This is a genomic window from Cupriavidus sp. 2KB_3 (assembly GCF_052115685.1).
In the GTDB taxonomy this organism is placed as follows: Bacteria; Pseudomonadota; Gammaproteobacteria; order Burkholderiales; family Burkholderiaceae; genus Cupriavidus; species Cupriavidus campinensis.
Genome location: NZ_JBFRHD010000013.1, coordinates 138036 through 163683 on the forward strand (window position 1 = coordinate 138036; position 25648 = coordinate 163683).

A 25648-nucleotide genomic window follows, 5' to 3' on the forward strand; every position below is an offset into this window, starting at 1 on the left:
GTGGGTTGAACCCGCCCGGCGGGCATGGCAGCATGGCCGGATGCCCGCCGCCCCTCATATCGCCCCTCATATCGCCCCCGACACCACCCTCCGCGACCTCGCCCGCCTGCGCCGCGTGCGCGACCGCATCGACCGCGACTATGCCCAGCCGCTGGACGTCGAGGCGCTGGCCCGGGGTGTCCACATGTCCGCGGGCCACCTCAGCCGGCAGTTCCGGCTGGCCTATGGCGAATCCGTCTATGCCTACCTGATGACCCGGCGCATCGAGCGCGCGATGGCGCTGCTGCGCCGGGGGGACCTGAGCGTCACCGAGGTCTGCTTCGAGGTGGGATGTTCGTCGCTGGGCACCTTCAGCACCCGTTTCACCGAGCTGGTCGGGGTCTCGCCGAGCCGCTACCGGCGCGAGGCCGCCGGCGAGGCCGAGGGCATGCCGCCCTGCGTCGCCCGGCAGGTCACGCGACCGATCAGGAATCGAGAAGCGCCGGGAAAGGGGACGGCCTAGACTGCCAGGACCTCAACACGGAAACGGAAACCTCTCATGGACCTCAGCATTCACTCGGCCTTCCTGCCCCACACCGACCCGGAAACCTCGTTGGCCTTCTACCGGGACGCGCTCGACTTCGAAATCCGCAAGGACGTCGCCTTCGGCGGCAACCGCTGGGTCACGGTCGGCCCCAAGGGCAAACCCGAGACGTCGATCGTCCTGTTCCCGCCCAACGCCACGCCCGGCGTGACCGACGACGAACGCCGCACCATCGCCGAAATGATGGCCAAGGGCACCTACGCCATGCTGCTGCTGGGCGCGACCGACCTCGACGCCACCTTCCAGCGCCTGCAGGACTGGGACGCCGAGATCGTCCAGGAGCCGACCGACCAGCCCTACGGCGTGCGCGACCTGGGCGTGCGCGACCCGGCCGGCAACATGCTCCGCATCCAGCAGCTCAAGTAGGTCAGGTGAGTCAGGTGAGACCGGGCGGGCCGGCCCCCGCCCGCCTCACAGCATCGACTTGCCCTGCGCGAGGATCTTGTCGCAGACCTGCTTCTTGACTTCGGCCTTGATGCTGGCGGTGTTGCTGAGATCGAGTTGGCGGCCGTTGCTGGTGGAGAGCACGCCGCGCGAGCCGTCGCTGTAGCCGGCGTCCTTGGTGCCGCCCGGCACCGAGCCTAGCAACTTGTCTTTCACCGCCGAGGTTGCCGAGTCGGCGTTGAGGTAGTTGTTCTTCATGCAGTATTCGATCACCCCGGCGGCATTGCCGGCGCTGCCGGCACTGAGCGACGACATCGACAGCCCGCTGATGCCGCCGAGCCCCCCGGTGGGGGCCGACTTCATCAAGTCGCCGAGCTGCGCCTGGGCCACGCCCGGGAGGGCGGAGAGGGCGATGCAGCACGCGGGAATGGTCAGCCACGCGGCGCGGCGCGGCGTGGCTGGGACGGAAAATTTGGCCATGCGAGACTCCTTGTCCGGTCATGCCGGGAGCGGCCTCACCACTATATGCCGGCGTCCGCCTGATCCGATCTGAACGTTTTTGAGATCGCGTGTGCCTTATGCGTCATGCTACGCATGGCCGCGGAACATCGACATCCCCTCCGTGATCTGCGCCAGCAGCGCCAGCGCCGCGCCCGGCAGGGGCCGCCCCGCCTTGACCAGCACCCGGGCCTGCGTGCCCCGGAACAGCGGATGGTCGATCGGCACCACGGCCAGTTGCCCGGCCGCGATCTCGCGGTAGGCCGCGAACTCGCCGATCAGCGTCATGAAGTTCTCGTAGGCCACGATCTGCTTGAGCGCCGGCAGCGAGTTGGTGGTCAGCGTGGCGTGGATGGTGATGTTCTCGGCGAACTCCAGCATCTTGGCCGCATGGCCGATGCCGAACGACGGCGGCATCAGCGCCAGCGGGTAGGCCTGCATGTCCGCGATGCTGGCCGGGCCGCCGCGCAGCGCCAGCGGGTGGTCGCGCCGCACCAGCAGCACCACCGGCTGGGCCGCGCTGGCGCGGTATTCCACGCGCGGGTGCGGCGGCGGGTTGTAGGCCAGGCCGATATGGGCCCGGCTTTCGGCCACCTCGTTCAGCACGTCGTCCACGGGCAGGCTGACCATGTGGATCTCGAGTTTCGGATAGCGCGCGCAGAACGGCGCCAGTACCTCGTTGACCAGCGCATCGGCAAACCCCTCGCTGATGACCAGCCGCACCTCGCCCTGCTGGAGCCCCTGCAAGGCGTGGAGCTGATCCTCCAGCTTTTCCTGGTGGGAACGATAGCCGCGCCAGAACTCGAGCAGATGCGCCGCCGCCGCCGTGGGCCGTAGCCCGCGCGGCTGGCGCTCGAACAGCGTGGAGCCCAGTTCGTCCTCCAGCAGCCGGATCTGCCGGGTGATGACCGACGGTGACGTGTTGAGGTGCTCCGCCGCGCCCCGGATCGTGCCGTGCGCCATCACCTCCCGAAAGTACCGCAACCGCTGCTGATTGATCTCGCGCATCTCGCTGCCTTCCCTACGTGGTCTTCCCTACGTTGCCTGAGGAGCAACGATACGTGAACTTTGTTGCTGTTGGTAGGTGGGCGCACCGCTGCCAATATCCAGAAACCCCCCAGCAGGCACGCCTGCAGAGAGAACAGACTGGAGACCGGCAATGCTAGCAATCCCTCAAGAAAGTGCCGTTGACGACACGTCAGCGCTGTACAACAAGATCAACTGGCGATTGCTGCCCTTTCTGCTGATCTGCTACCTGTTCGCCTACCTGGACCGCGTCAACATCGGCTTTGCCAAGCTCCAGATGCAGAGCGACCTGGGCTTCTCGGACGCCGCCTACGGCGTGGGCGCTGGCATCTTCTTCATCGGCTACGTGCTGTTCGAGATCCCGAGCAACCTGATGCTGCCGCGGGTGGGCGCGCGCAAGACCTTCAGCCGCATCCTGGTGCTGTGGGGCATCACCTCGGCCTGCATGCTGTTCGTGCGCGATGTGCCGACGTTCTACGCCATGCGCTTCCTGCTCGGCATCTTCGAGGCGGGCTTCGCGCCGGGCATGATCTATTACCTGTCGTGCTGGTACGGGCCGCAGCGCATGGCGCGCGCCATCGCCATCGTCTTCCTGGCCGGGCCGATTGGCGGCATTCTGGGCGCGCCGGCGTCGGCCTGGCTGATGACCTCGCTCGCCGGCGCCGGCAACCTCGCCGGCTGGCAGTGGATGTTCCTGGTGGAAGGGCTGCCCTGCGTGCTGCTGGGCCTGCTGGCGCTGAAGCTGGTGCCGAACAAGCCGTCCGAGGCCACCTGGCTGAACGATCAGGAGCGCCGCATCCTGGAGGCCGATCTCGGCCATGCCGGCGGCGCCCACAGCCACTCGTTCCGGGCCGTGGCGCGCGACAAGCGCATCTACGTGCTGGCCTTCGCCTACTTCTGCATCATCGCGGCGATCTACGCCATCAGCTTCTGGCTGCCCACCCTGATCAAGGCGCAGGGCGTGACGGACACCGTGCAGCTCGGCTGGTACGCGGCAGTGCCCTATATCGGCGCGGCCTTCGGCATGGTCTACATGGGCCGGCGCTCGGACCGCAGGAACGAGCGGCGCTTCCACTGCGCGGTGCCCGCGCTGGCCGGCGCCGTGCTGCTGGCGGCCTCGACGCTGGCGGACGGCCACCTGTTCCTGACGCTGGCGCTGCTGACGCTGGGCACCACGGCGCTGTGGATGACCTATACGGTCTTCTGGGCGATTCCGCCCGCCTATATCAAGGGGCCGGCGGCAGCGGGCGGCATCGCCCTGATCAACACCATCGGGCTGTCGGGCGGCTTCTGGGGCCCGGCCATCATCGGCTGGACCAAGACTGCCACCGGCAGCCTGCACCTGGGCGTGCTGGTCATGGCTTCCCTGCCTGTCTTTGCCGCCCTGATCGTCATCACCAACAAGCTGCCGACCCATCGGTAGCCCACCCATAAGAGGATTCCCATGCAACTGCACATGTCCACCTGGGCCGAAATCGAATCGTTCCTCCAGCGCAGCCGCACCATCGTCGTACCGATTGGCTCCAACGAGCAGCACGGCCCGACCGGGCTGCTGGGCACCGACTGGCTGTGCCCCGAGATCATCGCGCGGGAGGCGGAGAAATCAGCCGACATCCTGATCGCCCCGACCTTCAATATCGGCATGGCCCAGCACCACCTTGCCTTTGCCGGCACGATCTCGCTGCGGCCGTCGACGTTCATCGCCGCGATTGGCGACTGGGTACGCTCGCTGGCCCTGCACGGCTTCGAGAAGATCCTGTTCCTGAATGGGCACGGCGGGAATGTGGCCTCGATCGAGGCGGCGTTCTCGGAGCTGTACGCGGAAGCCAGCTTCGCGCGGCGCCCGGCCGGCTTCGCGCTGAAACTGGCCAACTGGTGGGACCTGGAAGGCGTGGGCGAACTGGCGCGCGACCAGTTCCCGACCGGGCACGGCGCGCACGCCACGCCCTCCGAGATCGCCATCACGCAATGGGCCTTCCCGGAATCGGTGAAGACCGCCGACTACGCGCCGCCCATCGCGCCGTCCGGCCCGATCCGCGATGCGCTGGACTTCCGCGCCCGCTTCCCGGACGGCCGGCTGGGCTCCAACCCGGGCCTGGCCACGCGCGAGCGGGGCCGCGCGCTGGTGGAACTCGCGGCCCAGAGCCTGGCGCGCGAGCTGGCGGCGTTCAGCCAGGAACAGCCGCCGGCCTGATTCTGGCCGCCGGCCGCCCGGTGCCGCCCGGTGCCGCCCGGTGCCGCCCCTCTAGCGCGGCACCAGTTCCACGCGCTCGGTGGTCGCCCTTTCCACCGCCTTGCGCGTGTAGACCAGCGGGAAATACTCCCCCTTGGCCCACAGCGGCGCCAGATCGCGGTAGTGCGGGCTGGCCGGATTGCCCGACTGCCCCGGCGTGTTCACCGCGCGCGAGGCGTCCCAGTTGCCCACGTCCAGCACCATCCGGAACGAGGCCCCGGCGGTGAGCTGGAAGTCATTGTTGCGATAGCTGGTGTTCATCGGCGTGAACGACGATCCGCCGATCGGCCCCGCGTTCACGTCGTACTGCTGGCGCAGGGCGGGGTCGAGGATGGCGTTGAGCGGATGGTTGAACACGGCGGTGTGCAGCTTGCCCCACTGCCACGCCGCCGGGTCCGGCCCGAGCGCCTTCTCCACCTCGGCCATGGCCGACTTCAGCGTGCCGAGCATGATCTCGTTGCGGCGCTCCACGGTCATCCAGCTGTCGGGCTGCTCCATCACGGCGATCACCCGGCTGGCATCGCCCGCGCCCACCAGCTTGGCCGCCTCCGGCGACAGCGCCCCGCGCACGATGGCCGTGCGCAGGTGCTTGCTGAACCAGACCTCGAACAGCGCCGCCGCCGCGCTGTTGGCGCGCTCGTTGCCGTCCCAGTTGCGCAGCAGGTCCAGCCCGCGCTGGACTTGCGCGTCAGGGCTGTTGAGCGGCTTGAGCAGCGCCACCACGCGCTGGGCCGGCAGGGACACCGTGTCGTTCTGCCACGCCATCGAATCCGCCACCGAACTGCGCGACTTGGCCCCCACCACGGCCTTGAGCCGCCGGGCGCGCGAACTGTCGCTCCATTCATAGCCCACGCCAATCTTCGCGGCCGGATGGTTGGCCGGGATGTTGTTCTCGTTGGCGGTGACCACATAGCCCGGCGTCGGGTTGTAGGCCCACGGCAGTTCGTCCATGTTGCGATAGCCGGCCCACTCGTAGCGGCCATCGCCGGGCACCGGCGTCAGGCCGTCCCAGTTGGGCCGGTTCACGGTCAGGCCGCCCGGAATCCAGCCGATATTGCCCGAGGTGTCCGCGTAGACCTGATTCTCGCCCGGCGCGCCCCAGCGGTTCATCGCCGCGCGGAATTGGTCCCAGCTGCGCGCGCGCATGTAGTCCATCGACCCGAAATACGGCGCCATGCCGTAGTCCAGCCAGGCGGCGCGCAGGACCCAGGCGCGCTGGGTCCTGGCGTCGGCGTAGAGCACCGGGCCGTGGCGCGTGTAGTCGATGGTCACCGTGCGCGGCGTGGCCTCGCCGCGCACCGCGATCTGCTCGGTGACGGTTTCCATCGGCTCCCAGCGGCCCTTGTAGCGGTACTCGCGCGCCTGGCCGGGGTTGGTCTCGTAGACGTAGAGGTCTTCCTGGTCCATGTAGAACCGGGTCAGGCCGAAGGCGATGGTGCCGTTATGGCCAATCGAGATGCCCGGCAGGAACGGCTCGCCGGCGCCGATCACGGACAGGCCCGGCGCATTCAGGTGGCTGATGTAGCGCAGGCTCGGCGCGCCGTGCGCGCGGTGCGGGTCATTGGCGAGGATCGGCCGGCCCGTGGTGGTGCGGCTGCCCGCGATGACCCAGTTGTTCGAGCCCAGGCTGCGGCCGGTGTCGCTGGACGCATCGACCATCGCATAGAGCTGGTCCACCGGCACGTTCCCAGCCCCCGCGGCCGCAGCCTTGCTGGCGCCCGGTGTCCACCACTCCTTCGGAAAGCGCGGCGCAGCCGTGGCCAGCGCGTAGGCCTGCTTCAGCTCGGCCACCGGCAGCGCGCAGGGGTCCAGCCCCTCGGCCAGCTTCGGCTCGACCGGCGGATCGAGTTCGCGGCGCACCCAGTCGGCGCGCACCGCGTTGGCCTTGGCCTCGCAGAACACCGCCGCGCGGTCGATCTCGCCCGTGAAATTGAGCGTCAACCCGTGGTGGCGAATCCGCACGATGTCTTCGGCGCGCCAGAGCGCGGGCTTGTAGTTCAGCACGCGGAACTCGGGCGGCAGCAGCGCCGGGTTGGCCTCGGTCTGCGCCACGTAGGCGTTCACGCCGGCCACGAAGGCTTCGGCCACGCGCTTGGCGTCTGAGCCGTAAGCCAGCCACTCCCGGTACATATCGCCCCGGAACAGCACCGCGCGGGCCATGCGGTCGCCCTCGACATAGGCCGGCCCGAAGTCCTTGGCCATCTCGCCGAGCCCGCGCTTGCGCCAGAGGTCGATCTGCCAGAGGCGGTCGCGCGCGGCCATGAAGCCCTGCGCGTAGAAAGCGTCGTAGAGCGTGCCGGCGTAGATATGGGGCACGCCCCATTTGTCGATCAGGATGCTGGCCGGCTTCTCCAGCCCCGGCACCGTGAAGCGGTCGGGGCCGGCGGCGAGGGCGGCGGTGCTGAGGGTGGTGAGGGTGGTGAGGCTGGTGAGCGTGGCAAGACAAGCGAGCGCCACGGCAGCGCGCCGCAGCGGACGGGGATGGTGAAGCATTGTGTCTCCTCTTCGGGGCCTGTTGAATCAGGAGCCTTGAGGATAGACGAATGTGAAGCCGATCTGGCGCATACGACGATCGTGCGCCGCCGCAAGACAGGCGTTTCAGTAGACGTCCCGACGGTAGCGCCCGTCCTCGGTCATCGCCTGCAGCGCGTCTGCACCGATGATCGCGGCGAGGGCCGCGTGCACGCCGCCGGCCATGCCCTGCAGGCTGCCGCAGACGTGGATTGCCGCGCCTTCGGCCAGCCACGCGCGGATCGCGTCGGCCTGCGCCGCCACGGCGTCCTGCACGTAGTGCGGCGCGCCGCCATCGCGCGACCAGGCGCGGTCGATGCGCTGCAACACACCTTGTTCCTGCCACGCGCGCAGTTCTGCACCGTGGAAGTCGTCATGGGCGGCGGAGCGCTCGCCAAACAGCAGCCAGTTGCGGCGATGGCCGGCGGCCGCGCGGGCCTTCAGCAGCGCGCGCAGGCCGGCGAGGCCGGTGCCGTTGCCGATCAGGATCAGCGGGCGGTCATCGGCGGGCGGATGAAACGCACGATTGGCGCGCACGCGCAGCGCGATATGCGCGCCCTCGGGCGCATGGACGGTCAGCCAGCCGGAGGCCAGCCCCAGCCGGCCATCGTCGTGGCGGGTCTCGCGCACGAGCAGTTCGAGCCGGCCATCGGTGGGCAGCGAGGCAATCGAATACTCGCGGTGCGGCAGGGCCGGCAGGGCGTCGATCAGCGCCTGCGGGGCCAGGCCGGCCATGGTGTCGAGATGGGCATCGGGCAGCGGCAGGCGCGTGGCGAGGGCCTCGGCCAGCGTCATCGGGCGGCTGTCGCAACGGACCGGCGTGGCGCCATCGAGCGCGAGGCGGGTCAGCAGCGTCGCCACGACGTCTGGCGGCTGGCAGGGGCCGACCTCGGCGATATCGCCGGCCGTCCACGCCAGATCGCTGGGATCTTCGGGCACCAGCGCGAGGTGCCAGGCCGGCGCCCCCTGGCTGCCGGCGTTGAGCAGCCGGCGCTCCACCAGCTGCCAGCGGCCATAGCGCGGGCGCTCCCAGTCGGCAATCTCCGCGCCGCCGCTGAGCGCCGAGAGATGGTTCTGCCAGTGGCGCAGCGCGCCGGGGTCACCGTTGTCCACCTCAACCATGACGAACAGCGGCTGGGCGTGATGACGCTGCAACCAGCCGGCCAGCGTATGCCCGAAGGCGCAGAAGCGTGCGTAGCTGCTGTCTCCCAGCGCGAGAATGCCGTAGCGCAGTTCGCGCAGCGATGCCGGCGCCGCGCCGGACACCAGCTTGCGCGTGAAGCCGGAGGCGGTATCGGGCGCGTCGCCCTCGCCCGTGGTGCTGACCAGGAACAGCGCCTGTGCGCAAGCGGCCAGCCGCGCGCCGTCCAGTTCGGCGAAGGACAAGACTTGCACCGGCAGCCCGGCACCCTGCAGCGCGCGGGCGGTTTGCATCGCCAGTTGCTCGGCGAAGCCGGTCTGGCTGGCGTAGGCGACCAGCGTCGGGCGCGCGTCGCCAGTGTCCTCATGGATGAGCCCGGCCCGCGCCGCGCGGCGGCGGCGATGCTGGGCGAGGATGGCGGCGCAGAAGCCCGCATAGGCCACCACCACGCCGGCGGCCGTCGGCATCCGCTCCGGGGACAGCACGGCCAGCGCGACGCCGGCAAGGCACACGGCCCAGGGCCACAGGCGACGGACGGTCATGACAGCATGGCGGCGAGCGCCGGCGAGGTAAGTTCATCGAAGCCGCGCGGCGTGCGGACCAGGAAACGCGCCGCCAGCGCATGGCGCCGCGCGAAGTCCATGCCCGCCTGCGGGCCAAGCACGGTCAGCGCCGTGGAGAAGGCATCGGCCAGCATGCAGTCCCGATGGATCACCGTGACCGAAGCCAGCGCGTGCGCCGCCGGGTAGCCGGTGCGCGGGTCGATGGTATGGGCGAAACGCCGCCCGTCCTGCTCGAAGTAGCGACGATAGTCGCCGGACGTGGCGATGGACAGCCCGAGCAGCGCCACCAGCGTGCGGGCGGCGCCGGGGGCGTTCCCACCCCCGTTCCCGTTCCCCTCGGGGGATTCCAGTTCCACCCACCACGGCATGCCGTCCGGCTTCAAGCCCTGTCCGCGCAACTCGCCGCCGATCTCGACCAGATGATGGGTGATGCCGCGCGCGTCCAGATGGCAGGACACCGCATCGACGGCAAACCCCTTGGCGATGGCGCAGAAGTCCAGCGCGAGCCCGCCCGGCTGGCGCGCCCGGCGGTTGGTCACATCGACCTCGAGTCGCTGCCAGCCGCAGGGCTGGCGCACGCGCGCCACGTCGTCCGGCGTGGGCGCGGTCTGGCGCGCATGCGCCAGCCCTGCGGGGCCGAAACCCCACAGGTCCACCAACGGCCCGGCGCTCGGGTCGTAGGCGCCGCCACTGTCGCGCGCCACCTGCAACGCGGCCTGGAGCACCGTGAAGCAATCCTCGGGCAGCGTGAGCCAGGTATCGGCGGCAGCGCGGTTGAAGCGGCTCAGGTCCGAGGTCTCGGACCAGTTGCTCATCTGGGCGATGACGTTGGCGAGTACCGTCTCGATCCCGGCCTCGATCCCTGCATCCTCATCGCCTGCCAGCACCGCCGACACCGACCACGTGGTGCCCATGGTCCGCCCGGCCCACTGCCGCACGTGGCCGTCCGCCACCGGTGTGGGCGGCGGGGCGGTCAGCGAGGTGGGGATCAGGACGCGCTGCATCGGCCGGGCTTACTGGGGCAGCACTTCCACGGTCACGGCGTAGCCCGCGCGGCGGGCCTTGGCCTGCTTGACCGAGGTTTTGTCGTCACGCACATCGGCTTCCATCCAGTACATACCCGGGGCCGGCCACTTGACGCTGAACTTGCCGTCCGCGTCCGTGGTGACGCTCATGTCGTTGAGCTTGTCGCGATAGCGGATGCCGCCCGGCACGATCTCCACCTTCAGGTTGCTGGCCGGCTTGCCATCCAGCAGCAGGCGGAAGCTGGCCGTGTCGCCCGCCACGAGGTCGTTCGGGTGGGTGATCGGCGCCAGCTCCAGGCCGCGGCCCGTGGTGGACAACGCCTGCTTCGACGGCTTGCCGGCGGTGACGAAGGCTTCCACGCGGCCGGCGTTCTCGGTCACTTGCAGGTCCTGCGCGTTGGCCGGCACGTTGCCGGCCAGCGCCTCGGCGGTGCCGCGCCAGCGCTTGGTCTGGCCGCCTTCCTTCCACGAGGCGAACACGCCCTGGTTGACCACGGCCACGCGGTAGGTGCCCGGCTGCGTCAGGTGCAGGTCGAAGGTGCTGCGGTACTTGCCGGTGGCGGCGTTCTCGGCTTTCACGGCGGCGCCATCGGGGCCGGTGACGACGAGGTTATCGAGCCGCATCGGCACGTGTTCGAAGTAGAACAGGTCGTTGGAGACGGCAGCATCCACGGTCACCCAGGCGTCGTTGCCGGACAGCACGGTGGCCGACGGCAGCAGCCACTGGCGGTGGGCGTGGGCGGCCAGCGGGGCCAGGGCGGCCAGCGCCAGCACGGCGGCGCGCATGGCAAGGCGTTGCGGGAAACGGGCAGGCTTGTTCATCGTCAGGCTCCAGTCAATCCAGTCAATCCAGTCAATCCAGTCAAAAACGGGGTGAGAACGGCGGATGGGTCAGGGCTTCAGGTCGACGGTGACGCCGCCGAGTTCATGTTCGCCCTTGGCGAGGGCCGTCTGCGCGGACTGCGGCGGCCACGTGAAGGGCACGCGCACCAGCTCGCGGCCGCCCACTTCGCGCGCGGCCTCCACCACCAGCTGGTAGTCGCCGGCGGGCAGCTTGCCGAGCGGCGACTTGCCGTCCTTGAACGACACCGCGTGCTCGCCCGGCGCGCGGGTGGCGCCGGAGATGCCATCGGCCGGCATCTGCATGTCGCGGCCGGCCTTGCGCCACCACTGGCGCATGTCCTTGAGCCACTTGGTGCCCTCGCCGTCCTTGAGCTTGCCGTCGTACCAGACCGCCAGCGTAGAGACGGGGCTCTGGTCGGCACGCTCCACCCACATCGCCACGTAGGGGCGGTGGTACTCGGCCACGGTGAGGCGGGGAATTTCCACCTTGACGTTCAGATCGGCGGCCATGGCGGGCGCCAGCGGCGCGGCGGCAAGGCCAGTCATGGTCACGGTAAGGAGTCGGCGCATCGGAACTACCTTTTCTGGTTGGAAGGAATGCAAATCAGTGAATGAACACGATGGCGAGCAGCAGCGGCACCACCAGCCCTGCGCCCACCAGCGGCCACGTGGCCGCGCGGCCCCCGGCGTGCAGCTTCAGCAGGAACAGCCCGGTGAGGCTGAAGACGAGGCACGCGAAGGCGAACACATCGAGGAACAGGCTCCACGCGTGGCCCGTGTTGCGGCCCTTGTGCAGATCGTTGAAATACGAGATCCAGCCGCGCGAGGTGGCTTCGTATTGCACCTCGCCGCTGTCCAGCGCCACGCTGACCCAGGCGTCGCCGCCGGGGCGTGGCAGGGCCACGTAGAGTTCATCGGCAGACCATTCGGCCTCGCGCCCCTCGGCATCCACATGGAGGGACGCCGACAGCCACTGGGCCAGCGCGGGCGGCACCGGCGTCTTTTCGGTCTTCCGGGCGGCACCGGCCGGGGCCGCGTGCCGCAGGGCGGCCAGCACCTCGCGCGGTGCGGTGTCGCTGCGCGTGACCACGCTGGGCCGGGCCTCGATCTGGCCGGCGTGGTTCAGCGTGAAACCGGTGATGGCGAACAGCATCATCCCGATCAGGCAGATCGCGGAACTGATCCAGTGCCACTGGTGAAGGTGCTTGAGCCAGAAGGCGCGGCGCTGCTGGCCGGAGGCCGGCTGGTTGTCTGTCATGCGGGAGAAAAATGGGAGGTGCGCCGGGTGCGCGGCGGCCTGTCAATCAGCCGCAACCGGCGGATGATAATCGTTCTCATTTGTTGGAGCAATCCGACATGACGTAATCGGCACGCCGCTCTTGGTTACGTTGCGTTACAGCCCCAGCGGTTGGGCGGCCCGAGAACCCATGCGCCTCTCTCATCACCCAACCCTATCAGTGTTTCCCCCCGATCAAGATCCTTGATGACCGCGCCGTTATGGCACCCATAGAGGGCGACAAAGAGATCGCCCCGAACGGGTTTCAGACAAGGAAATGGAGGAAATCGAATGCTGCAAAATCTCAGCCTGAGAAAGAAGCTCATGCTGCCCCTGGTGTTGAGCTGGATCTGCCTGCTGGCCATCACCCTCTGGAATGCCTGGGAAATGCGCGCGCTGCGCTTGCACGATCGCAAGCTGTCGCTCGAGCAGGTGACCGATGTCGCCAACTCCATCGTTACCGAGTACGAGGCAATGGCACGGGCCGGCAAGCTGCCGGTGGATGAGGCCCAGAAGCAGGCGCTGGACCGCGTGCGCGCGCTGCGCTTCGGCGCGGACGGCTATTTCACCGTGATGCGTTCTGATCACGTGGTGCTCATGCACGCCATCAAGAAGGAACTGGATGGCAAGAACATGGGAGACATGAAGGACCCCAACGGGGTCTACCTGTTCCGGGAAATTGCCGCGCTGGGCAAGAACCCGGGCCACGGCTTCGTCGAATACCTGTGGCCCAAGCCGGGCGCCGAGGCCCCCCAGCCCAAGCTGAGCTACGTGCTGAACTTCAAGCCGTGGGACTGGGACTTCATCGCCGGGCTCTACCTCGATGACATCCACGCTGAATTCCGCCAGTCGCTGTGGGAAGCGCTGGCCTGGCTGCTGGGCGTGGGCGCGCTGATGAGCGTGGTGATGGTGCGGGTGTCCGTCAGCCTGCAGAAGCAGTTGGGGGGGGAGCCCGCGCTGACCTCGCAGATCGCGGCGCGCATCGCCGAGGGCGACCTCGCCTCGCATGTGCAGACCGCGCCCAACGACCAGGAAAGCGTGCTCTACAACATGCAGCAGATGCAGGCGCGCCTGACCGGTGCCATCGGGCAAATCCGAAGCTCGGCCGATTCGATCGCCGGCGCGGCGCGCCAGATCGCGGCGGGGAACGTGGACCTGTCGCGCCGCAGCGAGGAGCAGGCCGCTTCGCTCGAGGAAACCGCCGCGAGCATGGAGGAGCTGACCAGCACGGTGCGCCAGAGCGCGGACAACGCCCGGCAGGCGTCGCGGCTGGCCGAGGGCGCCTCGGACATCGCCGTGCGCGGCGGCGAGATCGTGCACCAGGTGGTGGGTACCATGGGCGAGATCAAGGCGGCCTCCGGCAAGGTGGTGGACATCATCGGCGTGATCGAGGGCATCGCCTTCCAGACCAACATCCTGGCGCTGAACGCGGCGGTGGAAGCCGCCCGGGCCGGCGAGCAGGGCCGCGGCTTCGCCGTGGTGGCCGGCGAGGTGCGCAGCCTGGCCCAGCGCTCGGCCACGGCGGCGAAGGAGATCAAGGCCCTGATCGACAACTCGGCCCAGCGCGTGGAAGACGGCGCGGTGCTGGTGGAAGGCGCCGGCCGCGCCATGGAGGAGATCGTGGAAGCGGTGAAGCGCGTGACGGACCTGATGGGCGAGATGCGCGCCGCCACCGAGGAACAGACCGGCGGCATCGAGCAGGTGAACCAGGCGGTGTCGCAAATGGACCAGATGGCGCAGCAGAACGCGGCGCTGGTGGAGGAAGCCACGGCCGCAGCGGCGTCGCTGGAAGACCAGGCAGACGCCCTGCACCGGGCCGTGGGGCAGTTCAGGTTGGCAGGCGCAATCTGAAGCAGGTGTTTCGATAAGGGTGTTGAAGCCCGCAGGCCGGTTTGGCTGCGGGCTTTTTTCGCTACCCTGCCTCGCCCTTCATCCCGATCTTCGCCACCAGCGCCCCGTAGCGCGTGGTCTCTGCCGCAACCATTTCCGCGAACTGCGCGGGCGATGCGCTCTTGCGTATCTCCCCGGCATTGGCCTTCATGGTGGCGTCCAGCTTGCCGCTGGCTTGCAAGGCGGCCACCGCTTCGAACAGCCGCCGGGCGATCGGGGCAGGCAGGCCCGCCGGCGCGAACAGCCCGCTCCAGTTGTCGAGCACGAAGCCGGGCGGAAGCGATTCGGCCAACGTCGGCACTTCCGGAAAATGCGTCGAACGCGCCGCCGCGGACACCGCCAGCGCGCGCACCTGTCCCTGCCGGATCATCGGCGCTGCGGTGCTGAGCACAGGCATGCCGAACTGCGTCTGCCCGCTGATCATGGCGGTGAGGATCTCGTTGGCGCCCTTGTAGGGGATGTGCACCGCTTCCGTGTGCGTGTTGTGCAGCAGCGTTTCCACCGCCAGGTGCGACACGCTACCCTTGCCGCCCGACCCATAGTTCAGCACGCCGGGCCGCTTGCGTAGCGCGTCGAGCAGCTCGTGTGCGGTCTTGTATGGCGAGGAGGCCGGCACGGCCAGCACCACGGGCCCGCCCGATAGCGCCGAGATCGCCGTGAAATCACGCGACGGATCGAACGGTGGTTCGCGATACAGGTGCACATTGATCACATGCTGGTTGGCCAGCACGCCCAGCGTGTAGCCATCGGGCGCCGCCCGCTTCAGCGCACGCGCGCCGATGATGCCGCCGGCCCCGCCGACGTTCTCCACCACCAGCGGTTGCCCGAGCACCGGCCCGAGTTCCGCCGAGATCGTACGGGCGATGGCATCCGGCGCGGTGCCCGCGACAAACGGCACGACGAGCCGGATCGGCCGGCTTGGATAGGGTGCGGCGGCCAGCGCCACGCGGCCAAACGTGCCGCCCAGCGCCGCGGCGCCGGCTGCGGCGCCTGCGCTGGCAAGCCATTGACGACGATTCATGGTTGTCTCCTGATGGGCGCGCGGTCTGGGCCGCGTCGCCGGTATGCGTTCAGGCAGCAGCGGGATCGAGGATCGCCTTGGCAATCGTGTTGCGCTGGATCTCGCTGGTGCCGGTGAAGATGCGGAACATGCGCAGCTTGCGCCAGGTCTGTTCCACGGGATGCCCGCGCGTCACGCCCACGTTGCCGTGGATCTGCACGGCCTTGTCGGCCACCTCGAAACAGCGCTCCGACACGAACAGCTTGCAGGCGGCGGCCTTCATGCGCAGGTCGGCGCCGGCATCGGCCAGCATCGCCGTCTGCGCAATCATGCTCTCGCAGGCCCACAGCGCCACCGCCATATCGGCCAGCATATGCTGGATGGCCTGGAAGCGCGCGATCGGGCCGCCAAACTGCCGCCGTTGTCCCGCGTATTCCACCGATGCCTGGTACGCGCGCGTGGCCAGCCCGAGCATCGAGGGGCAATGCAGGAGCCGGTTCACGTTGATACGCGACATGCCGAGCTTGAAGCCCCGCCCTTCCCCCCCAAAGATGTTGGCGCGCGGCACGCGCACGTTCTCGAAACGGATGTCGGCATCGATATGCTGGCCGGACATCGGCACATAGGTCTGCTCGACGGTCACGCCAGGCAGGTCCAGGTCCACCAGCACTGCGGTGATCGCTGGCGGCGTGGCGCTAGCATCGGTCACGCACATCACGATGGCGAAGTCCGCGAACGGTGCCCCGCTGATGTAGTGCTTCTGGCCGTTGATGACCAGATCGTCGCCGTCTGCGACGGCGGTGGTCCGAATGCTCTGCGCGTCAGATCCGGAATGGGGTTCCGTCAGCGCGAAGCAGGTGGACTTCTCTCCCCGGATCACGGGCCGGAAGTAACGGGCCACCTGGTCTGGCGTGGCGTACTTGAGCATATTGCCTACGCGCGGCGGGCCACCGAGGTCTCCCAGCACGTGCGGCGCCAGTACCGCCCCGCTGGCGGCAAGGTCAGCCTTGAGCGCGCACTGCTCCTGGATGTTGAGCCCTTTTCCGCCAAGCTCCGCAGGCAGGCAGGCGGCGTAGAGGCCCAGTTCGCTGGAACGGCGCCAGACGTTGCGCAGTACCTCGCGCGGCCATGGGTCTTCGGTACCCAGACCGAGCTCGCGCTCGAGCGGGCGCAGTTCATCCTCGATGAAGCGCGCCACGGCGGCGCGCGTCTCGATCAGCACCGGATTGGTCAGATGGTCGAACATCAGCACTCCTCAGTTGACGCGGCGGCCGGCACCGGCCCAGTACTGCTCGCGCACGAGCTTGCGAGCCAGCTTGCCGCTGGCGTTCTTGGGCAGTTCCGCCACGAAGTCCACCGAGCGCGGCGACTTGTAGTCCGCAATGCGCGCGCGGCAATGGCCGATCAATTCATTCGCGCTGGCCTGCCGGCCCGGCCACAACGCCACCACGGCCTTGACGCTTTCGCCCCAGGTATCGTCCGGCACGCTGATCACGCACGCCTCCATCACGTCGGGGTGCTGGTACAGCGTGGCCTCCACCTCGTTGGGATAGACGTTGAAGCCGCCCGAGATGATCATGTCCTTCTTGCGGTCGACCAGATAGATATAGCCTTGCGCATCCACGCGCGCGAGATCGCCGGTATGGAGCCAGCCATCGATCAGCACCTCGCTGGTCAACGCCGGCTCGCCCCAGTAGCCCTGGAACACGTCTGCGCCGCGAATCACCAGTTCGCCGATCTCGTCGCCACTGACCTCCACGCCGCGCTCGTTGACCACGCGGACTTCGGTCTCGCCCAACGCGCGCCCACATGACGCCAGCCGCTCGGGGTACTGGTCGATGGCGAGTGCATGGTCGGCCGTGGAAAGCCGCGTGACACCCGACGTGGATTCGCTCGCACCGTAGCCCTGCGTCAGCACCGGGCCGATGCGCTGCCACGCCTCGCGGATGCGCGCCGGCGCCATCGGTGCGGCGCCATAGGCCAGCGTCTTGAGGCTGCTCAGGTCGGCAGTGGCCAGCGTCGGTTCGGCCAGCAGCATGTTGATCATCGCCGGCACCATGAAGACGTGGGTCAGCTGCAGACGTGCCACCTCGGCCAGGAAATGCGCCGGCTCGAACTTCTCGAACAGCACCAGTGTGGCGCCCAGAAACAGGTAAGGCTGCATCAGCATGCCGGACGCATGCGTGACCGGGCCGATCAGGGCAAGGCGGTCGCCGGGGCGCGCGGGCCGGTCCATGGTCAGGATCATCTTGCGCAGCGCCGCCAGCCGGTTGCCATAGCTCTGCATGGCCGCCTTGATCTTGCCCGTGGAGCCCGAGGAGAAATGCAGCACTGCCAGATCGTCGGGGTGTGGCGTGTAGTCGATGGCTGCCAGGCCGCCGCCGGCCACCAGGGTTTCATAGTCACGATGGCCCGGTGCCCCGGCCTCGATGGAGAAGAAGTGCTCCACGCTGCCAAAGCCGCGCGTATCGCGCGAGTAGTTGGTGTACCCGGGCCCCACGATCATCACGCGCGGCGTGCAGTTTTCCACCACGTCGGACGCCTCGGCGGCGGTGAAACGCGGGTTCAGCGCGGCCTTGACGAGCCCGGCCTTGTACAGCGCGCATTCAATCTCGACGATCTCGGGGCAATTGCGTGACTGAATCGCCACGCGGTCGCCCTTGCGCAGGCCCAGCGCCAGCAGCGCGTTGGCCAGCCGGGTCGAACGGTCTTCGAGCTGGCGATAGGTCAGCATGCGGTCCCGGTACAGTACGGCGGGGTTATCGCCCCAGTAACGCGCGGCGCGCCTGAGGAAATAGGCAAAGGACATGGGTGTCTCCTGGATGGCCTTGGTTTTTGTGCCTTCAGTCTGTAAGCTGCGGCCCATCACTACAATCTGGTGAGTGGCATAAAGTCATAACCATCAGGAATGCCATATGGAGACGCGGGACCTGGATTACGTGCTGGCAGTGGGCACGCACGGTGGCATCGGGCGGGCTGCGGAGGCACTGGGGATGACGCAGCCTGCGGTGACCAAGGCGATCCAGCGCGTGGAAGCCCAACTTGGCGTGTCGCTGTTCGAGCGCACGGCGCTGGGCATGCGCGTGACGCCAGCCGGGGCGGTGTTCCTGGAACGGGCGCGCCGCATCCGGCTGGAATACGAGGATGCGGTAAAGGAGATGCGCGGCATCCAGACCGGGGAACTGGGCCTGCTACGGCTGGGCTATTCGCCGTCGATGCCAACCGGCCTGGTGCTCGGCGCGTGCCGGCAGTTGATCCGGGAGCGCCCGGTGGCACGGCTGCGGCTGACCATGCGCGTGGCGCGCGAACTGATGGATCTGGTCGAGACCGGCGAACTGGACCTGGCGCTCGCGCCGCTGCCGCGCCAGCCCCATCCGGCGCTACAGATGCGGGAGCTGTTCACTGACCGCCTCGCCGTGGTCGCCGATGAGGCCCACCCGCTGCAGCGGCGGCGCAACCTCACGCTGGCCGATCTGGTCGGCCAGCAATGGATGCTGCCCAGTGCCCACGTCCTGATTCGCCAGCAACTCGAAGCCGCGTTCGCCGAGCTCGGCCTGCCGCCGCCCATCCTGCGCGTGGAGACGGACTTCGGCAGCGCCACCCTGTTCGACCTCGTGCGCGGCACCGAGATGCTGTGCATGGCCGCCGCCAACGGCAACAACCGGATTGCCGGGCTGCATCCGATTGCACTGCGCGCCGATGCACTCGACCTCGGCCGCCGCGTCGGCGTGTTGTCGCGGGCGGGCGCCTACCTGTCACCGCTGGCGAACCGGATGATCGATCTGCTCGCAGCGAAGTCGGAGTGAGCCCACCACCGTCCGCTACGACAGGATCGCAGCGCAGCGTACTACCGCTTCGCGAGCATCAGGTCCAGGTTCTGAATCGCGGCACCGGATGCACCCTTTCCAAGATTGTCGAACACCGCAGACAGGAGCACGTGCCCGTGCGTCGTGCTGGGAAATACGCTCAGGCGCATATCGTTCGTACCGTTTAGCGTTTGCGGATCCAGGTGCTTCAAGGCGCACGATTCTTGCAGCGGCAAGACATCTACGTGGTCCGCCTGGGCATAGTGGCGTGCAAGGCCGGCGTGTAACGTAGCGCCATTCACGCCAGGTGCCAGCAGCCGCAACATCAGTGGCACCGTCAGCACAATGCCCTGGCGGAACGCTCCGTAGGCAGGAACGAAGATGGGCGGCTGCGCGAGCCCGGCGTGCAGCTGGATCTCCGGCGTGTGCTTGTGCGCGAGTTCCAGGCCATAGACCTGATAGGAAGGCGCATCAGAGGCTCCCGGCCCCTCATATTCCTCGACGCCGGCGCGTCCGCGTCCGGAGTAACCGGATACCGCATGAATGCTGATGGGGTAATCGCCCGGTATGAGCCCAGCCTGCACCAACGGACGCAGCAGGCCGATCGCACCGGTCGGATAGCAGCCGGGGTTGGTGACCCGACGAGCGTTTGCAATGCGCTCAGCCTGCCCCGGCATCATCTCCGGAAATCCGTAAATCCAGTCCGGCTGGGTACGGTGGGCGGAACTTGCGTCGATGACGCGAACCGCAGGATTGACAATGGTGGCCACTGCCTCGCGCGCGGCGGCATCCGGCAAACAGAGGATGGCGATGTCGCAGGCGTTGATGGCTTCTGCGCGACGCCGCAAATCCTTGCGCTCCGCAGCAGCAAGTGTCATCAGGCTGATGTCGGTCCGGTTACGCAGCCGCTCGTGGATTAGCAACCCCGTGGTGCCTTGGTCGCCATCGATGAAAACAACGGGAGAGCTCATACGTGAAATACTCCGCTGACGTTGGGTGCAAAAAGTGGAACGAAGAACGAGGCCTTATGTTGCGTGGACCGCTACAATAGAGAAAGTTGAATTTCATAACGTGAACATTCAGTTTTCCTGAATCTGGACGCCGACATGCGAGAGATCAGCCTGGACCGCTTGCGCACTCTGGTCGCCATTGCAGACCGCGGCTCATTTGCCGATGCGGCGCGTGCATTGCACCTGGCGCCGCCAACGGTTAGCCTCCATATCGCCGAACTTGAAGACCGCATTGGGGCGCCACTGCTGTCGCGCAAGCGCGGACATGTCAGGCCGTCGGCGATAGGAGAGGTGCTGGTGGAGCGCGCGCGTCGACTGCTGGCCGATACGGAGCGGGCGTTAGACGATATTCAACGCCAGGTGCAGGGGCTTGAAGGGCGCGTGCGGCTCGGTGCGTCGACTGGCGCAATCGCGCACCTGTTGCCGCAGGCACTTGAGGTATTGCGCCAGCACCATCCCGCTATCGACATTCAAGTTGCAGTGCTGACTTCACATGAAACGTTGTCCCGACTGGCGGATGGGACGCTGGATGTCGGGCTAGTCGCACTGCCTCAGCCCCCGGTGGCTGGACTCGTGATCAAGCCTTGGAGGCGCGACCCCGTGATGGCCTTTGTGCCGGCGCATTGGCAGTGCCCAGCCCGCGTCACGCCTGATTGGCTCGCTGCCCAGCCTCTCATTCTCAATGACGCGACCACGCGTCTTTCACGTCTGACTATGGAGTGGTTTGCGACCGGGGGGTATCATCCCGCGCCGCGCATTCAGCTCAACTACAACGACGCGATCAAGAGTCTGGTAGCGGCAGGTTACGGGGCCGCGCTGTTGCCCCATGAGGCGACTGCGCCATTACCCGACAAGCGCATTGTCATGCGTCCGCTGCGCCCGGCGTTGTGGCGTCGGCTCGGCATCGCGCATCGTGCGGGGTACGTTGAGCGTTCCACGCAACACGTCCTTGATATGTTGCGGGATCTGCGATTGGCGTAGGACTTGTCATGTGAATGTCTCTTCGGTCGAAAGACTTCATCCAGATGCCGGAACGGCTCTGGATGGTCACGCGGCGTACCCGCGCTCAGCTCGATCTCAGTTGGCCGCCCGCTGCAGGCGCGCTGCCGTGCGGCCTAGCGCGACGCCTACCTGGATCACGGCTTTCTCGGCGCCCTTGTCCTTGAGCCGCCCTTCTCCATCGAAGGCCTGGTGGGCGAGCCCCAGCGCGAAAGACTCCGACAGCACCAGCAAGCCGAGCTTGTCGAGGACCGTGCGCAACCCCATCTGCGAACGCAGCCCGCCCAATTGACCCGGCGAGGCCGATACCATCGCGGCCACCTTACCCGCAAACAGCGCCACCCCCGATACCGTTGCCCTGTATGGTGCCGCAAGCGGTCGATGCCTGTAGCGATACCGGCCATGCGCAGCGCACGTGCCGGTTCGAACGCTATAGCGGCGTGCGAATCGTCAAGGCTAACGGCACAAGCCGGCGCCGTCACCGCTGCCCAAGCGCCGGCGAGGCCGTGGTGGTTGGGCGGGGGGCCCAGTGCCCGAATGGCGAGGTCCGCGCTTCGCCGCATCTACCGAACAGCGTATGATCGACGGCATTCTTCAATGGTTGCCAAATGCCGGCGATGACCCACGATCCTCACCTGTCTCCCAAGCTGCATTTGACCGCTCAGCATGGATTTGCGCTGCATGACAGCCGCCAGCCCGCTTTTCACAGGGGATGGCATACCCACGACTGCGGCATGCTGCTCTGGCCGCGTATGGGCAGGCTCAAGACAGTCTGGAACGATGTGTCCGGCGCGCCGGACTCGCCGCATGCCGCTTCGCTGGTGCGCGGTACCGCATTACTGCTGCCGGCATCGACCTCGCATCTGACGGCATCCGAGCCCGGGCGCCAACAGCATGGGGAGCTCTACCTGCCGCCCGACCGCCTGCCCGCCGGTCGACCGTTTGGCGCCATGCATCTGGACGCCGCGACCATCCCGATGCTCGAGGCGCTACTGGCGCCGGGCATCTCGGTGACGAGTGCTGCATGGCTGGTGCGCGCCATCGTGGAGCAACTCATGGCCGGCCGGCCGCTGGCGATGCCCGAAGAACCATCATCCGTGGCACTGCGCATGGTCCGGCGCTTTCATCAGGCGCTTGAACGCGACCTGCCCTTGCCGTCGATCGACGCCGTGGCCAACGAGCTGGGCGTCTCGATCCGGCATTTGCAGCGCGCTTGCCAGATCGAGTTCGGCGTGACGCCGGTGGCGGTCCGGCGTCGCATCCTGGCCACGCATGCGCGCACCCTGATTGCGCAAGGCAGATCCGTCGCCAGCGTCAGCCTGGAGCTCGGCTTTTCGTCCAGCGGACATCTGCACCGCCTGCTGCGCGAAGCTGCCGATCCGGCCTAGGCGCAGCGCGCTGGCGGCGTCAATCCGTCATCACAACGGCGTCGATCTCGATCTCCGTCCACGCACCATCTGGCAGGCTCGTCACGCCAAGCGCGCTGCGGGCTGGCAGAGCCTGATCGGGGAATGCCGTACGCAGCACGGCCGAGGCCGCATCGAGCACGGCCGGATGATGGGTGAAGTCCGGCGCCGCGCGGATGAAGCCACGCAGGCGGACGATCTGGATCACGCGTGACAACTCGCCGTCGGCAGCCACCCGCAGCGCCGCCAGCGCGTTCAGCATCGATACTTCGGCGGCGCGGCGGGCGGGTTCCACATCGGCTTCGCTCTGGCATTGGCCTGCCATGGCGACGCCTTGCTGCCGGCATACCTGCCCGGCGATCGACACCCAACGCGACGGGCCCACCTCCACCGCGCGATACGGCGCATAGCTGCCGCGTGGACTGGACACCTCGGGCACCGTGAATCCCGCGGCAGCAAGCCGGGCTTCGGGAGAATGGACCGTCATGCGTCGCTCCAAGCCACGCCGCCGCTGAGCCAGCATCCGTCAGGCTCGCCGGAATCCGCATGGCGCGGTGCCACGAGGATTTCCGAGGGGCTGCCCATGGCATCGCCCTGCCAGACCGCGATGGACGACACCGTTCGGCCGTCATCCCCCAGCTTGCCGGCCTGGTCCAGATAGCCCCACAGCGCAGCCGCAGCGATGCCGGTGGCGGCATCCTCGGGATAGCCCGACGACTTCGGAAACTGCCGCGCATGGACCACGGGCTGGCCGTCCGCCTTAGGCACCCCAAACGCATAGGGATAGAGGCCGGTCGAGTCGATCGACGCGCATAGCGCCTCCATGGTCGGGAAATCGGGCTGCAAGCCATCGAGCATGGCCACAGAGGGCAAGCCGATGAGCGTCTTCATGCGGCTCGTCGCGGCATTGATGGCCGCATAGCTGCCAGCAGGCAGGCCAAGCTGCATGGCCACGCGGCCCGATGCCCCGGCGTCCAGCACCTCGGTACGCACTGCCGGCTGCGAAATCCAGACGCGCTGCGAGGCGTCGTCCCAGTATGCCAGCACGATGCCGCTCAGCGTCTCGATGCGCGCCGTCGGCGTGGTCCAGCGCCCCCACTGGCGCAGCGCCCACAGGGTACCCACCGTGGCATGGCCACACATCTCCATTTCGTGCTGTGGCACGAAGAAGCGAAAGCGCCAGTCGCAACCGATCTCACTCGGCAATACGAATGCCGACTCGTGCCCATAGGTTGCGGCAACGCCTTGCATTGCCGGCGCGCTCATGCCGCGCGCGTCGGCCACCAGCGGTACCGGATTGCCGCCTCGCCCATCGCGCACGAAAACCCGGATCAGCTTGACTTCACTCACCTGTGGCTCCCACGGATTTGGCAATCTTGCCCCAGTAGGGGATGTCTCGCTGGACTGCGGTCTGCAGCGCGGACGGTGCACCGGGGCGCGCCGTCACGCCTTTGCCGGCGAGATCATCGGCGACCGCCTTGTCAGCGAGCACCTTGTTCAGGGCCGCATTGAAGCGATCGATGATCGCGGCGGGCGTTCCCTTTGGAAAGGCGATGCCGTACCACAGTTGCTGTTCGAAGCCTGGCACGCCCTGGCTGGCGAACGTCGGCACATCTGGCAACAGCGGCGTGGCGGCAGTCACGGCGACGGCGGCAATCTTCCCGGCCTTGATGTATGGCGCCAACCCCACTGGGTTGTCGAACGTGATCTGCACCTGCCCGCCAATCAGATCCGTGTAGGCCGGCGCCGCGCCGCGATACGGAACATGAATCATCGGCACCCCGATGAACTTCTGGAACTGTTCGCCCATCAGGTGCGACACGGTGCCAACGCCTACCGAAGCGAAGCTGTGCTGCGACTTGTCCGCTTTCAACCGGGTAACCAGCGCGCGGGTATCGGCCACGCGCAGGGTGTTGTTGACGGCCAGCACGTAGGGCGACGTGCCGATGAAGCCGGCATAGGCGAAGTCCTTCGCCGGGTTGTAGGTCAGCTTCGGATACAGCGCCACGCTTACCGCGTGCGTGCTCGTCGTGACCACGCCAGCCGTATAGCCATCGGCAGCGGCCCGCGCCACGTAGCCCGACCCGAGCGTGCCACCAGCCCCGCTGCGATTGTCGATCACCACCGGCTGCCCGAGTTCGCGCTGCAACAGCGGCTGGATCGAACGAACCACGAGGTCGGTACCGCCGCCGGCCGGAAATGGCACAACCATGGTGATGGGCTTGGCCGGCCAGGTATCCGCATGGGCGGCGACGGAGCACGCGGCGACAGCGACCCCCAGCATGGCGCAGCGGGCCCCGCGCGTTGAAATGGTCAGGATGGACACGTGCATTCCCCTTATTGAGATGCACAGAGTCTAGGAACGCGTCGACCCGGCCTCAAACCGGAATGCGACGTCCGGCGATCCGAAATGCGCATCCGCCACATCCGGCACATCCGCCCAATCCGGCGGCCCAGGTCGAGCGCCCCCGTTGACGAACTGTCTGGTTCCGCACTGACGCCCCCGGATCGTTGGCAAGAATAGCCGGGGACCGCTTTTGGACGTTATGCACGTTCATGCACTTTTTGGGATGGATGAGCAACAACTTTCCATCAAAAGGAGACCGAAGGATGCCAACCGTGCCTGCCAACGAAAACGATATGACCCTGACGGCCAGCCAGCTGGATGCGTATCTCGCAAGGATCAAGATCGACCGCCCGGAAGCGCCCGACCTTCCCAGCCTGTCGAGACTCCATCGCGCTCACCTCATGACATTCACCTTCGAGGCCTTGGATGCCTTCATGGGATGGCCGTCCTCGATCACCCCCGCGTCGGCCTTCGCCAAGATGGTGGGAGGCAGACGTGGCGGCTGGTGCTACGAGATGAACGGTCTCTTCGGCGCCGCGCTTGATGCGCTCGGCTTCCGCGTCACCCGTCTGTGCGGCGGCGTGAATCGCGAAATACTGGGCGACATTGCCATCGGCAATCACCTGACCCTGCGTGTCGATCTCGACGCCCCCTATCTCGCCGAGGTCGGCGTGGCCGATGCCATCGTCGAACCCGTGCCGCTGGAAATCGGTCCGATCAGCCAGCGCGGCTTCGACTTTTCGATTGCGCCGACGCAAGACGGCTGGCTGCGCTTCAACAATCATGTGCATGGCATCGCGCACAGCTTCGACTTCCGTGTCGACTACAGCGACGAGGCTGCCATGGCCGCCACGCATGCCTGGTTGATGCAGGATCCCGGGTCACCGTTCACAAACGCGCTGGCGGTCCTGCGCCATACCGCGAACGGCTATATCGCCCTGCACAATGACCGCTTGCGCACCGTGACGTCCAACGGCGTCAGCGAACAACACATCACCAGCGCGGACCATCTCGCCGACACGTTTGAAACCGTGTTCGACCTCCACATTCCCCAGGCCGGGCAGGTCTGGGACAAGATCCGGGCGGTTAGCAGCCCGCACGCCTAGC

The 25648-nt window shown here is 67.6% G+C and carries 25 protein-coding genes; 9 read left to right on the forward strand and 16 right to left on the reverse strand.

Annotated elements, in window-relative coordinates; all coding sequences use genetic code 11:
* Positions 1-40 precede the first annotated feature (40 nt).
* Together AB4120_RS15785 and AB4120_RS15790 are read left to right on the forward strand one after the other, a co-directional pair.
* Entirely contained in the window at positions 41-502 is a 462-nt protein-coding gene (locus AB4120_RS15785) for a helix-turn-helix transcriptional regulator (protein ID WP_149138462.1), read from the forward strand.
* Positions 503-538: 36 nt separating this feature from the next.
* Positions 539-949: a VOC family protein gene (locus AB4120_RS15790; protein ID WP_149138463.1), complete on the forward strand. Its 411-nt coding sequence runs from the start codon at positions 539-541 to the stop codon at positions 947-949.
* A 45-nt stretch (positions 950-994) separates the two neighbouring features.
* On the opposite strand, the gene AB4120_RS15795 is transcribed toward AB4120_RS15790, so the two are convergent.
* Entirely contained in the window at positions 995-1447 is a 453-nt protein-coding gene (locus AB4120_RS15795) for a DUF2501 domain-containing protein (RefSeq protein ID WP_441642559.1), read from the reverse strand.
* A gap of 108 nt (positions 1448-1555) precedes the next feature.
* A complete protein-coding gene (locus tag AB4120_RS15800; RefSeq protein ID WP_149138465.1) occupies positions 1556-2473 on the reverse strand; it encodes a LysR family transcriptional regulator in 918 nt (305 codons plus the stop codon).
* A gap of 151 nt (positions 2474-2624) precedes the next feature.
* On the opposite strand from AB4120_RS15800, the gene AB4120_RS15805 reads away from it, so the two are divergent.
* Complete coding sequence (locus tag AB4120_RS15805; protein WP_149138466.1) at positions 2625-3914, forward strand: MFS transporter; 1290 nt, start codon at positions 2625-2627, stop codon at positions 3912-3914.
* Between the two features lie 21 nt (positions 3915-3935).
* A complete protein-coding gene (locus AB4120_RS15810) occupies positions 3936-4685 on the forward strand; it encodes a creatininase family protein (protein WP_144197571.1) in 750 nt (249 codons plus the stop codon).
* 51 nt (positions 4686-4736) lie between these two features.
* Here AB4120_RS15810 and AB4120_RS15815 read toward each other — a convergent pair whose 3' ends face one another.
* The 6 genes from AB4120_RS15815 to AB4120_RS15840 form a co-directional block, all read right to left on the reverse strand.
* Complete coding sequence (locus AB4120_RS15815; RefSeq protein ID WP_441642560.1) at positions 4737-7217, reverse strand: penicillin acylase family protein; 2481 nt, start codon at positions 7215-7217, stop codon at positions 4737-4739.
* A gap of 105 nt (positions 7218-7322) precedes the next feature.
* Positions 7323-8918 carry a flavodoxin domain-containing protein gene (locus AB4120_RS15820; RefSeq protein ID WP_149138467.1) on the reverse strand — a complete coding sequence of 532 codons (1596 nt, stop codon included), beginning with the start codon at positions 8916-8918 and terminating at the stop codon, positions 7323-7325.
* Entirely contained in the window at positions 8915-9943 is a 1029-nt protein-coding gene (locus tag AB4120_RS15825) for an FAD:protein FMN transferase (RefSeq protein ID WP_149138468.1), read from the reverse strand. Before AB4120_RS15825 ends, AB4120_RS15820 begins: the two co-directional genes overlap by 4 nt.
* A 9-nt stretch (positions 9944-9952) precedes the next feature.
* Positions 9953-10786 (reverse strand): DUF4198 domain-containing protein, encoded by an 834-nt coding sequence (locus AB4120_RS15830; RefSeq protein ID WP_149138469.1) that lies wholly within the window; start codon positions 10784-10786, stop codon positions 9953-9955.
* Positions 10787-10855: 69 nt separating this feature from the next.
* The gene (locus tag AB4120_RS15835; RefSeq protein WP_149138470.1) at positions 10856-11377 is read right to left on the reverse strand and encodes a DUF2271 domain-containing protein; all 522 of its coding nucleotides are present in this window, start codon (positions 11375-11377) and stop codon (positions 10856-10858) included.
* Between the two features lie 34 nt (positions 11378-11411).
* The gene (locus AB4120_RS15840; protein WP_149138471.1) at positions 11412-12065 is read right to left on the reverse strand and encodes a PepSY-associated TM helix domain-containing protein; all 654 of its coding nucleotides are present in this window, start codon (positions 12063-12065) and stop codon (positions 11412-11414) included.
* Between the two features lie 309 nt (positions 12066-12374).
* On the opposite strand from AB4120_RS15840, the gene AB4120_RS15845 reads away from it, so the two are divergent.
* On the forward strand, positions 12375-13934 hold the full coding sequence (locus tag AB4120_RS15845) for a methyl-accepting chemotaxis protein (RefSeq protein ID WP_441642561.1): 1560 nt from the start codon (positions 12375-12377) through the stop codon (positions 13932-13934).
* A gap of 61 nt (positions 13935-13995) precedes the next feature.
* On the opposite strand, the gene AB4120_RS15850 is transcribed toward AB4120_RS15845, so the two are convergent.
* From AB4120_RS15850 to AB4120_RS15860, 3 genes are read right to left on the reverse strand one after another with little or no spacing between them, the layout of a single operon-like run.
* Positions 13996-14994 (reverse strand): tripartite tricarboxylate transporter substrate-binding protein, encoded by a 999-nt coding sequence (locus AB4120_RS15850; protein ID WP_149138472.1) that lies wholly within the window; start codon positions 14992-14994, stop codon positions 13996-13998.
* A 49-nt stretch (positions 14995-15043) separates the two neighbouring features.
* On the reverse strand, positions 15044-16219 hold the full coding sequence (locus AB4120_RS15855; RefSeq protein ID WP_149138473.1) for an acyl-CoA dehydrogenase family protein: 1176 nt from the start codon (positions 16217-16219) through the stop codon (positions 15044-15046).
* A 9-nt stretch (positions 16220-16228) separates the two neighbouring features.
* On the reverse strand, positions 16229-17782 hold the full coding sequence (locus AB4120_RS15860) for an AMP-binding protein (protein ID WP_149138474.1): 1554 nt from the start codon (positions 17780-17782) through the stop codon (positions 16229-16231).
* Between the two features lie 106 nt (positions 17783-17888).
* Here AB4120_RS15860 and AB4120_RS15865 point away from each other — a divergent pair, with 106 nt between their 5' ends.
* A complete protein-coding gene (locus tag AB4120_RS15865) occupies positions 17889-18779 on the forward strand; it encodes a LysR family transcriptional regulator (RefSeq protein WP_441642562.1) in 891 nt (296 codons plus the stop codon).
* Between the two features lie 41 nt (positions 18780-18820).
* Here AB4120_RS15865 and argC read toward each other — a convergent pair whose 3' ends face one another.
* The gene (argC, locus tag AB4120_RS15870; RefSeq protein ID WP_441642563.1) at positions 18821-19750 is read right to left on the reverse strand and encodes an N-acetyl-gamma-glutamyl-phosphate reductase; all 930 of its coding nucleotides are present in this window, start codon (positions 19748-19750) and stop codon (positions 18821-18823) included.
* A gap of 135 nt (positions 19751-19885) precedes the next feature.
* Here argC and AB4120_RS15875 point away from each other — a divergent pair, with 135 nt between their 5' ends.
* Complete coding sequence (locus AB4120_RS15875; protein WP_149138477.1) at positions 19886-20770, forward strand: LysR family transcriptional regulator; 885 nt, start codon at positions 19886-19888, stop codon at positions 20768-20770.
* A gap of 96 nt (positions 20771-20866) precedes the next feature.
* Here the strand turns inward: AB4120_RS15875 and AB4120_RS15880 are convergent, their stop codons facing one another.
* Positions 20867-21130: an NADPH-dependent FMN reductase gene (locus AB4120_RS15880; RefSeq protein WP_262389706.1), complete on the reverse strand. Its 264-nt coding sequence runs from the start codon at positions 21128-21130 to the stop codon at positions 20867-20869.
* Between the two features lie 266 nt (positions 21131-21396).
* On the opposite strand from AB4120_RS15880, the gene AB4120_RS15885 reads away from it, so the two are divergent.
* Positions 21397-22176 (forward strand): helix-turn-helix transcriptional regulator, encoded by a 780-nt coding sequence (locus tag AB4120_RS15885; protein WP_441642564.1) that lies wholly within the window; start codon positions 21397-21399, stop codon positions 22174-22176.
* Between the two features lie 19 nt (positions 22177-22195).
* On the opposite strand, the gene AB4120_RS15890 is transcribed toward AB4120_RS15885, so the two are convergent.
* From AB4120_RS15890 to AB4120_RS15900, 3 genes are read right to left on the reverse strand one after another with little or no spacing between them, the layout of a single operon-like run.
* Positions 22196-22681, reverse strand: a complete 486-nt coding sequence (locus AB4120_RS15890; RefSeq protein WP_149138480.1) for a RidA family protein — start codon at positions 22679-22681, stop codon at positions 22196-22198.
* Positions 22678-23544, reverse strand: coding sequence for a PhzF family phenazine biosynthesis protein (locus AB4120_RS15895; protein WP_149138481.1), 867 nt, complete (start codon positions 23542-23544; stop codon positions 22678-22680). The genes AB4120_RS15890 and AB4120_RS15895 overlap by 4 nt, the downstream gene beginning before the upstream one ends.
* Positions 23537-24520, reverse strand: coding sequence for a Bug family tripartite tricarboxylate transporter substrate binding protein (locus AB4120_RS15900; RefSeq protein WP_441642565.1), 984 nt, complete (start codon positions 24518-24520; stop codon positions 23537-23539). The genes AB4120_RS15895 and AB4120_RS15900 overlap by 8 nt, the downstream gene beginning before the upstream one ends.
* Before the next feature lie 284 nt (positions 24521-24804).
* Between AB4120_RS15900 and AB4120_RS15905 the strand changes: the two genes are divergently transcribed.
* A complete protein-coding gene (locus AB4120_RS15905) occupies positions 24805-25647 on the forward strand; it encodes an arylamine N-acetyltransferase family protein (protein WP_149138483.1) in 843 nt (280 codons plus the stop codon).
* Position 25648: the final 1 nt, after the last annotated feature.

What these genes read in the sequence shown, in the direction of transcription:
- AB4120_RS15785 (WP_149138462.1), top strand. Translation starts at nt 41, where the DNA reads ATGCCCGCCGCCCCTCATATCGCCCCTCATATCGCCCCCGACACCACC.
- AB4120_RS15790 (WP_149138463.1), top strand. Translation starts at nt 539, where the DNA reads ATGGACCTCAGCATTCACTCGGCCTTCCTGCCCCACACCGACCCGGAA.
- AB4120_RS15795 (WP_441642559.1), bottom strand. Translation starts at nt 1,447, where the DNA reads ATGGCCAAATTTTCCGTCCCAGCCACGCCGCGCCGCGCCGCGTGGCTG.
- AB4120_RS15800 (WP_149138465.1), bottom strand. Translation starts at nt 2,473, where the DNA reads ATGCGCGAGATCAATCAGCAGCGGTTGCGGTACTTTCGGGAGGTGATG.
- AB4120_RS15805 (WP_149138466.1), top strand. Translation starts at nt 2,625, where the DNA reads ATGCTAGCAATCCCTCAAGAAAGTGCCGTTGACGACACGTCAGCGCTG.
- AB4120_RS15810 (WP_144197571.1), top strand. Translation starts at nt 3,936, where the DNA reads ATGCAACTGCACATGTCCACCTGGGCCGAAATCGAATCGTTCCTCCAG.
- AB4120_RS15815 (WP_441642560.1), bottom strand. Translation starts at nt 7,217, where the DNA reads ATGCTTCACCATCCCCGTCCGCTGCGGCGCGCTGCCGTGGCGCTCGCT.
- AB4120_RS15820 (WP_149138467.1), bottom strand. Translation starts at nt 8,918, where the DNA reads ATGACCGTCCGTCGCCTGTGGCCCTGGGCCGTGTGCCTTGCCGGCGTC.
- AB4120_RS15825 (WP_149138468.1), bottom strand. Translation starts at nt 9,943, where the DNA reads ATGCAGCGCGTCCTGATCCCCACCTCGCTGACCGCCCCGCCGCCCACA.
- AB4120_RS15830 (WP_149138469.1), bottom strand. Translation starts at nt 10,786, where the DNA reads ATGAACAAGCCTGCCCGTTTCCCGCAACGCCTTGCCATGCGCGCCGCC.
- AB4120_RS15835 (WP_149138470.1), bottom strand. Translation starts at nt 11,377, where the DNA reads ATGCGCCGACTCCTTACCGTGACCATGACTGGCCTTGCCGCCGCGCCG.
- AB4120_RS15840 (WP_149138471.1), bottom strand. Translation starts at nt 12,065, where the DNA reads ATGACAGACAACCAGCCGGCCTCCGGCCAGCAGCGCCGCGCCTTCTGG.
- AB4120_RS15845 (WP_441642561.1), top strand. Translation starts at nt 12,375, where the DNA reads ATGCTGCAAAATCTCAGCCTGAGAAAGAAGCTCATGCTGCCCCTGGTG.
- AB4120_RS15850 (WP_149138472.1), bottom strand. Translation starts at nt 14,994, where the DNA reads ATGAATCGTCGTCAATGGCTTGCCAGCGCAGGCGCCGCAGCCGGCGCC.
- AB4120_RS15855 (WP_149138473.1), bottom strand. Translation starts at nt 16,219, where the DNA reads ATGTTCGACCATCTGACCAATCCGGTGCTGATCGAGACGCGCGCCGCC.
- AB4120_RS15860 (WP_149138474.1), bottom strand. Translation starts at nt 17,782, where the DNA reads ATGTCCTTTGCCTATTTCCTCAGGCGCGCCGCGCGTTACTGGGGCGAT.
- AB4120_RS15865 (WP_441642562.1), top strand. Translation starts at nt 17,889, where the DNA reads ATGGAGACGCGGGACCTGGATTACGTGCTGGCAGTGGGCACGCACGGT.
- argC (WP_441642563.1), bottom strand. Translation starts at nt 19,750, where the DNA reads ATGAGCTCTCCCGTTGTTTTCATCGATGGCGACCAAGGCACCACGGGG.
- AB4120_RS15875 (WP_149138477.1), top strand. Translation starts at nt 19,886, where the DNA reads ATGCGAGAGATCAGCCTGGACCGCTTGCGCACTCTGGTCGCCATTGCA.
- AB4120_RS15885 (WP_441642564.1), top strand. Translation starts at nt 21,397, where the DNA reads ATGCCGGCGATGACCCACGATCCTCACCTGTCTCCCAAGCTGCATTTG.
- AB4120_RS15890 (WP_149138480.1), bottom strand. Translation starts at nt 22,681, where the DNA reads ATGACGGTCCATTCTCCCGAAGCCCGGCTTGCTGCCGCGGGATTCACG.
- AB4120_RS15905 (WP_149138483.1), top strand. Translation starts at nt 24,805, where the DNA reads ATGCCAACCGTGCCTGCCAACGAAAACGATATGACCCTGACGGCCAGC.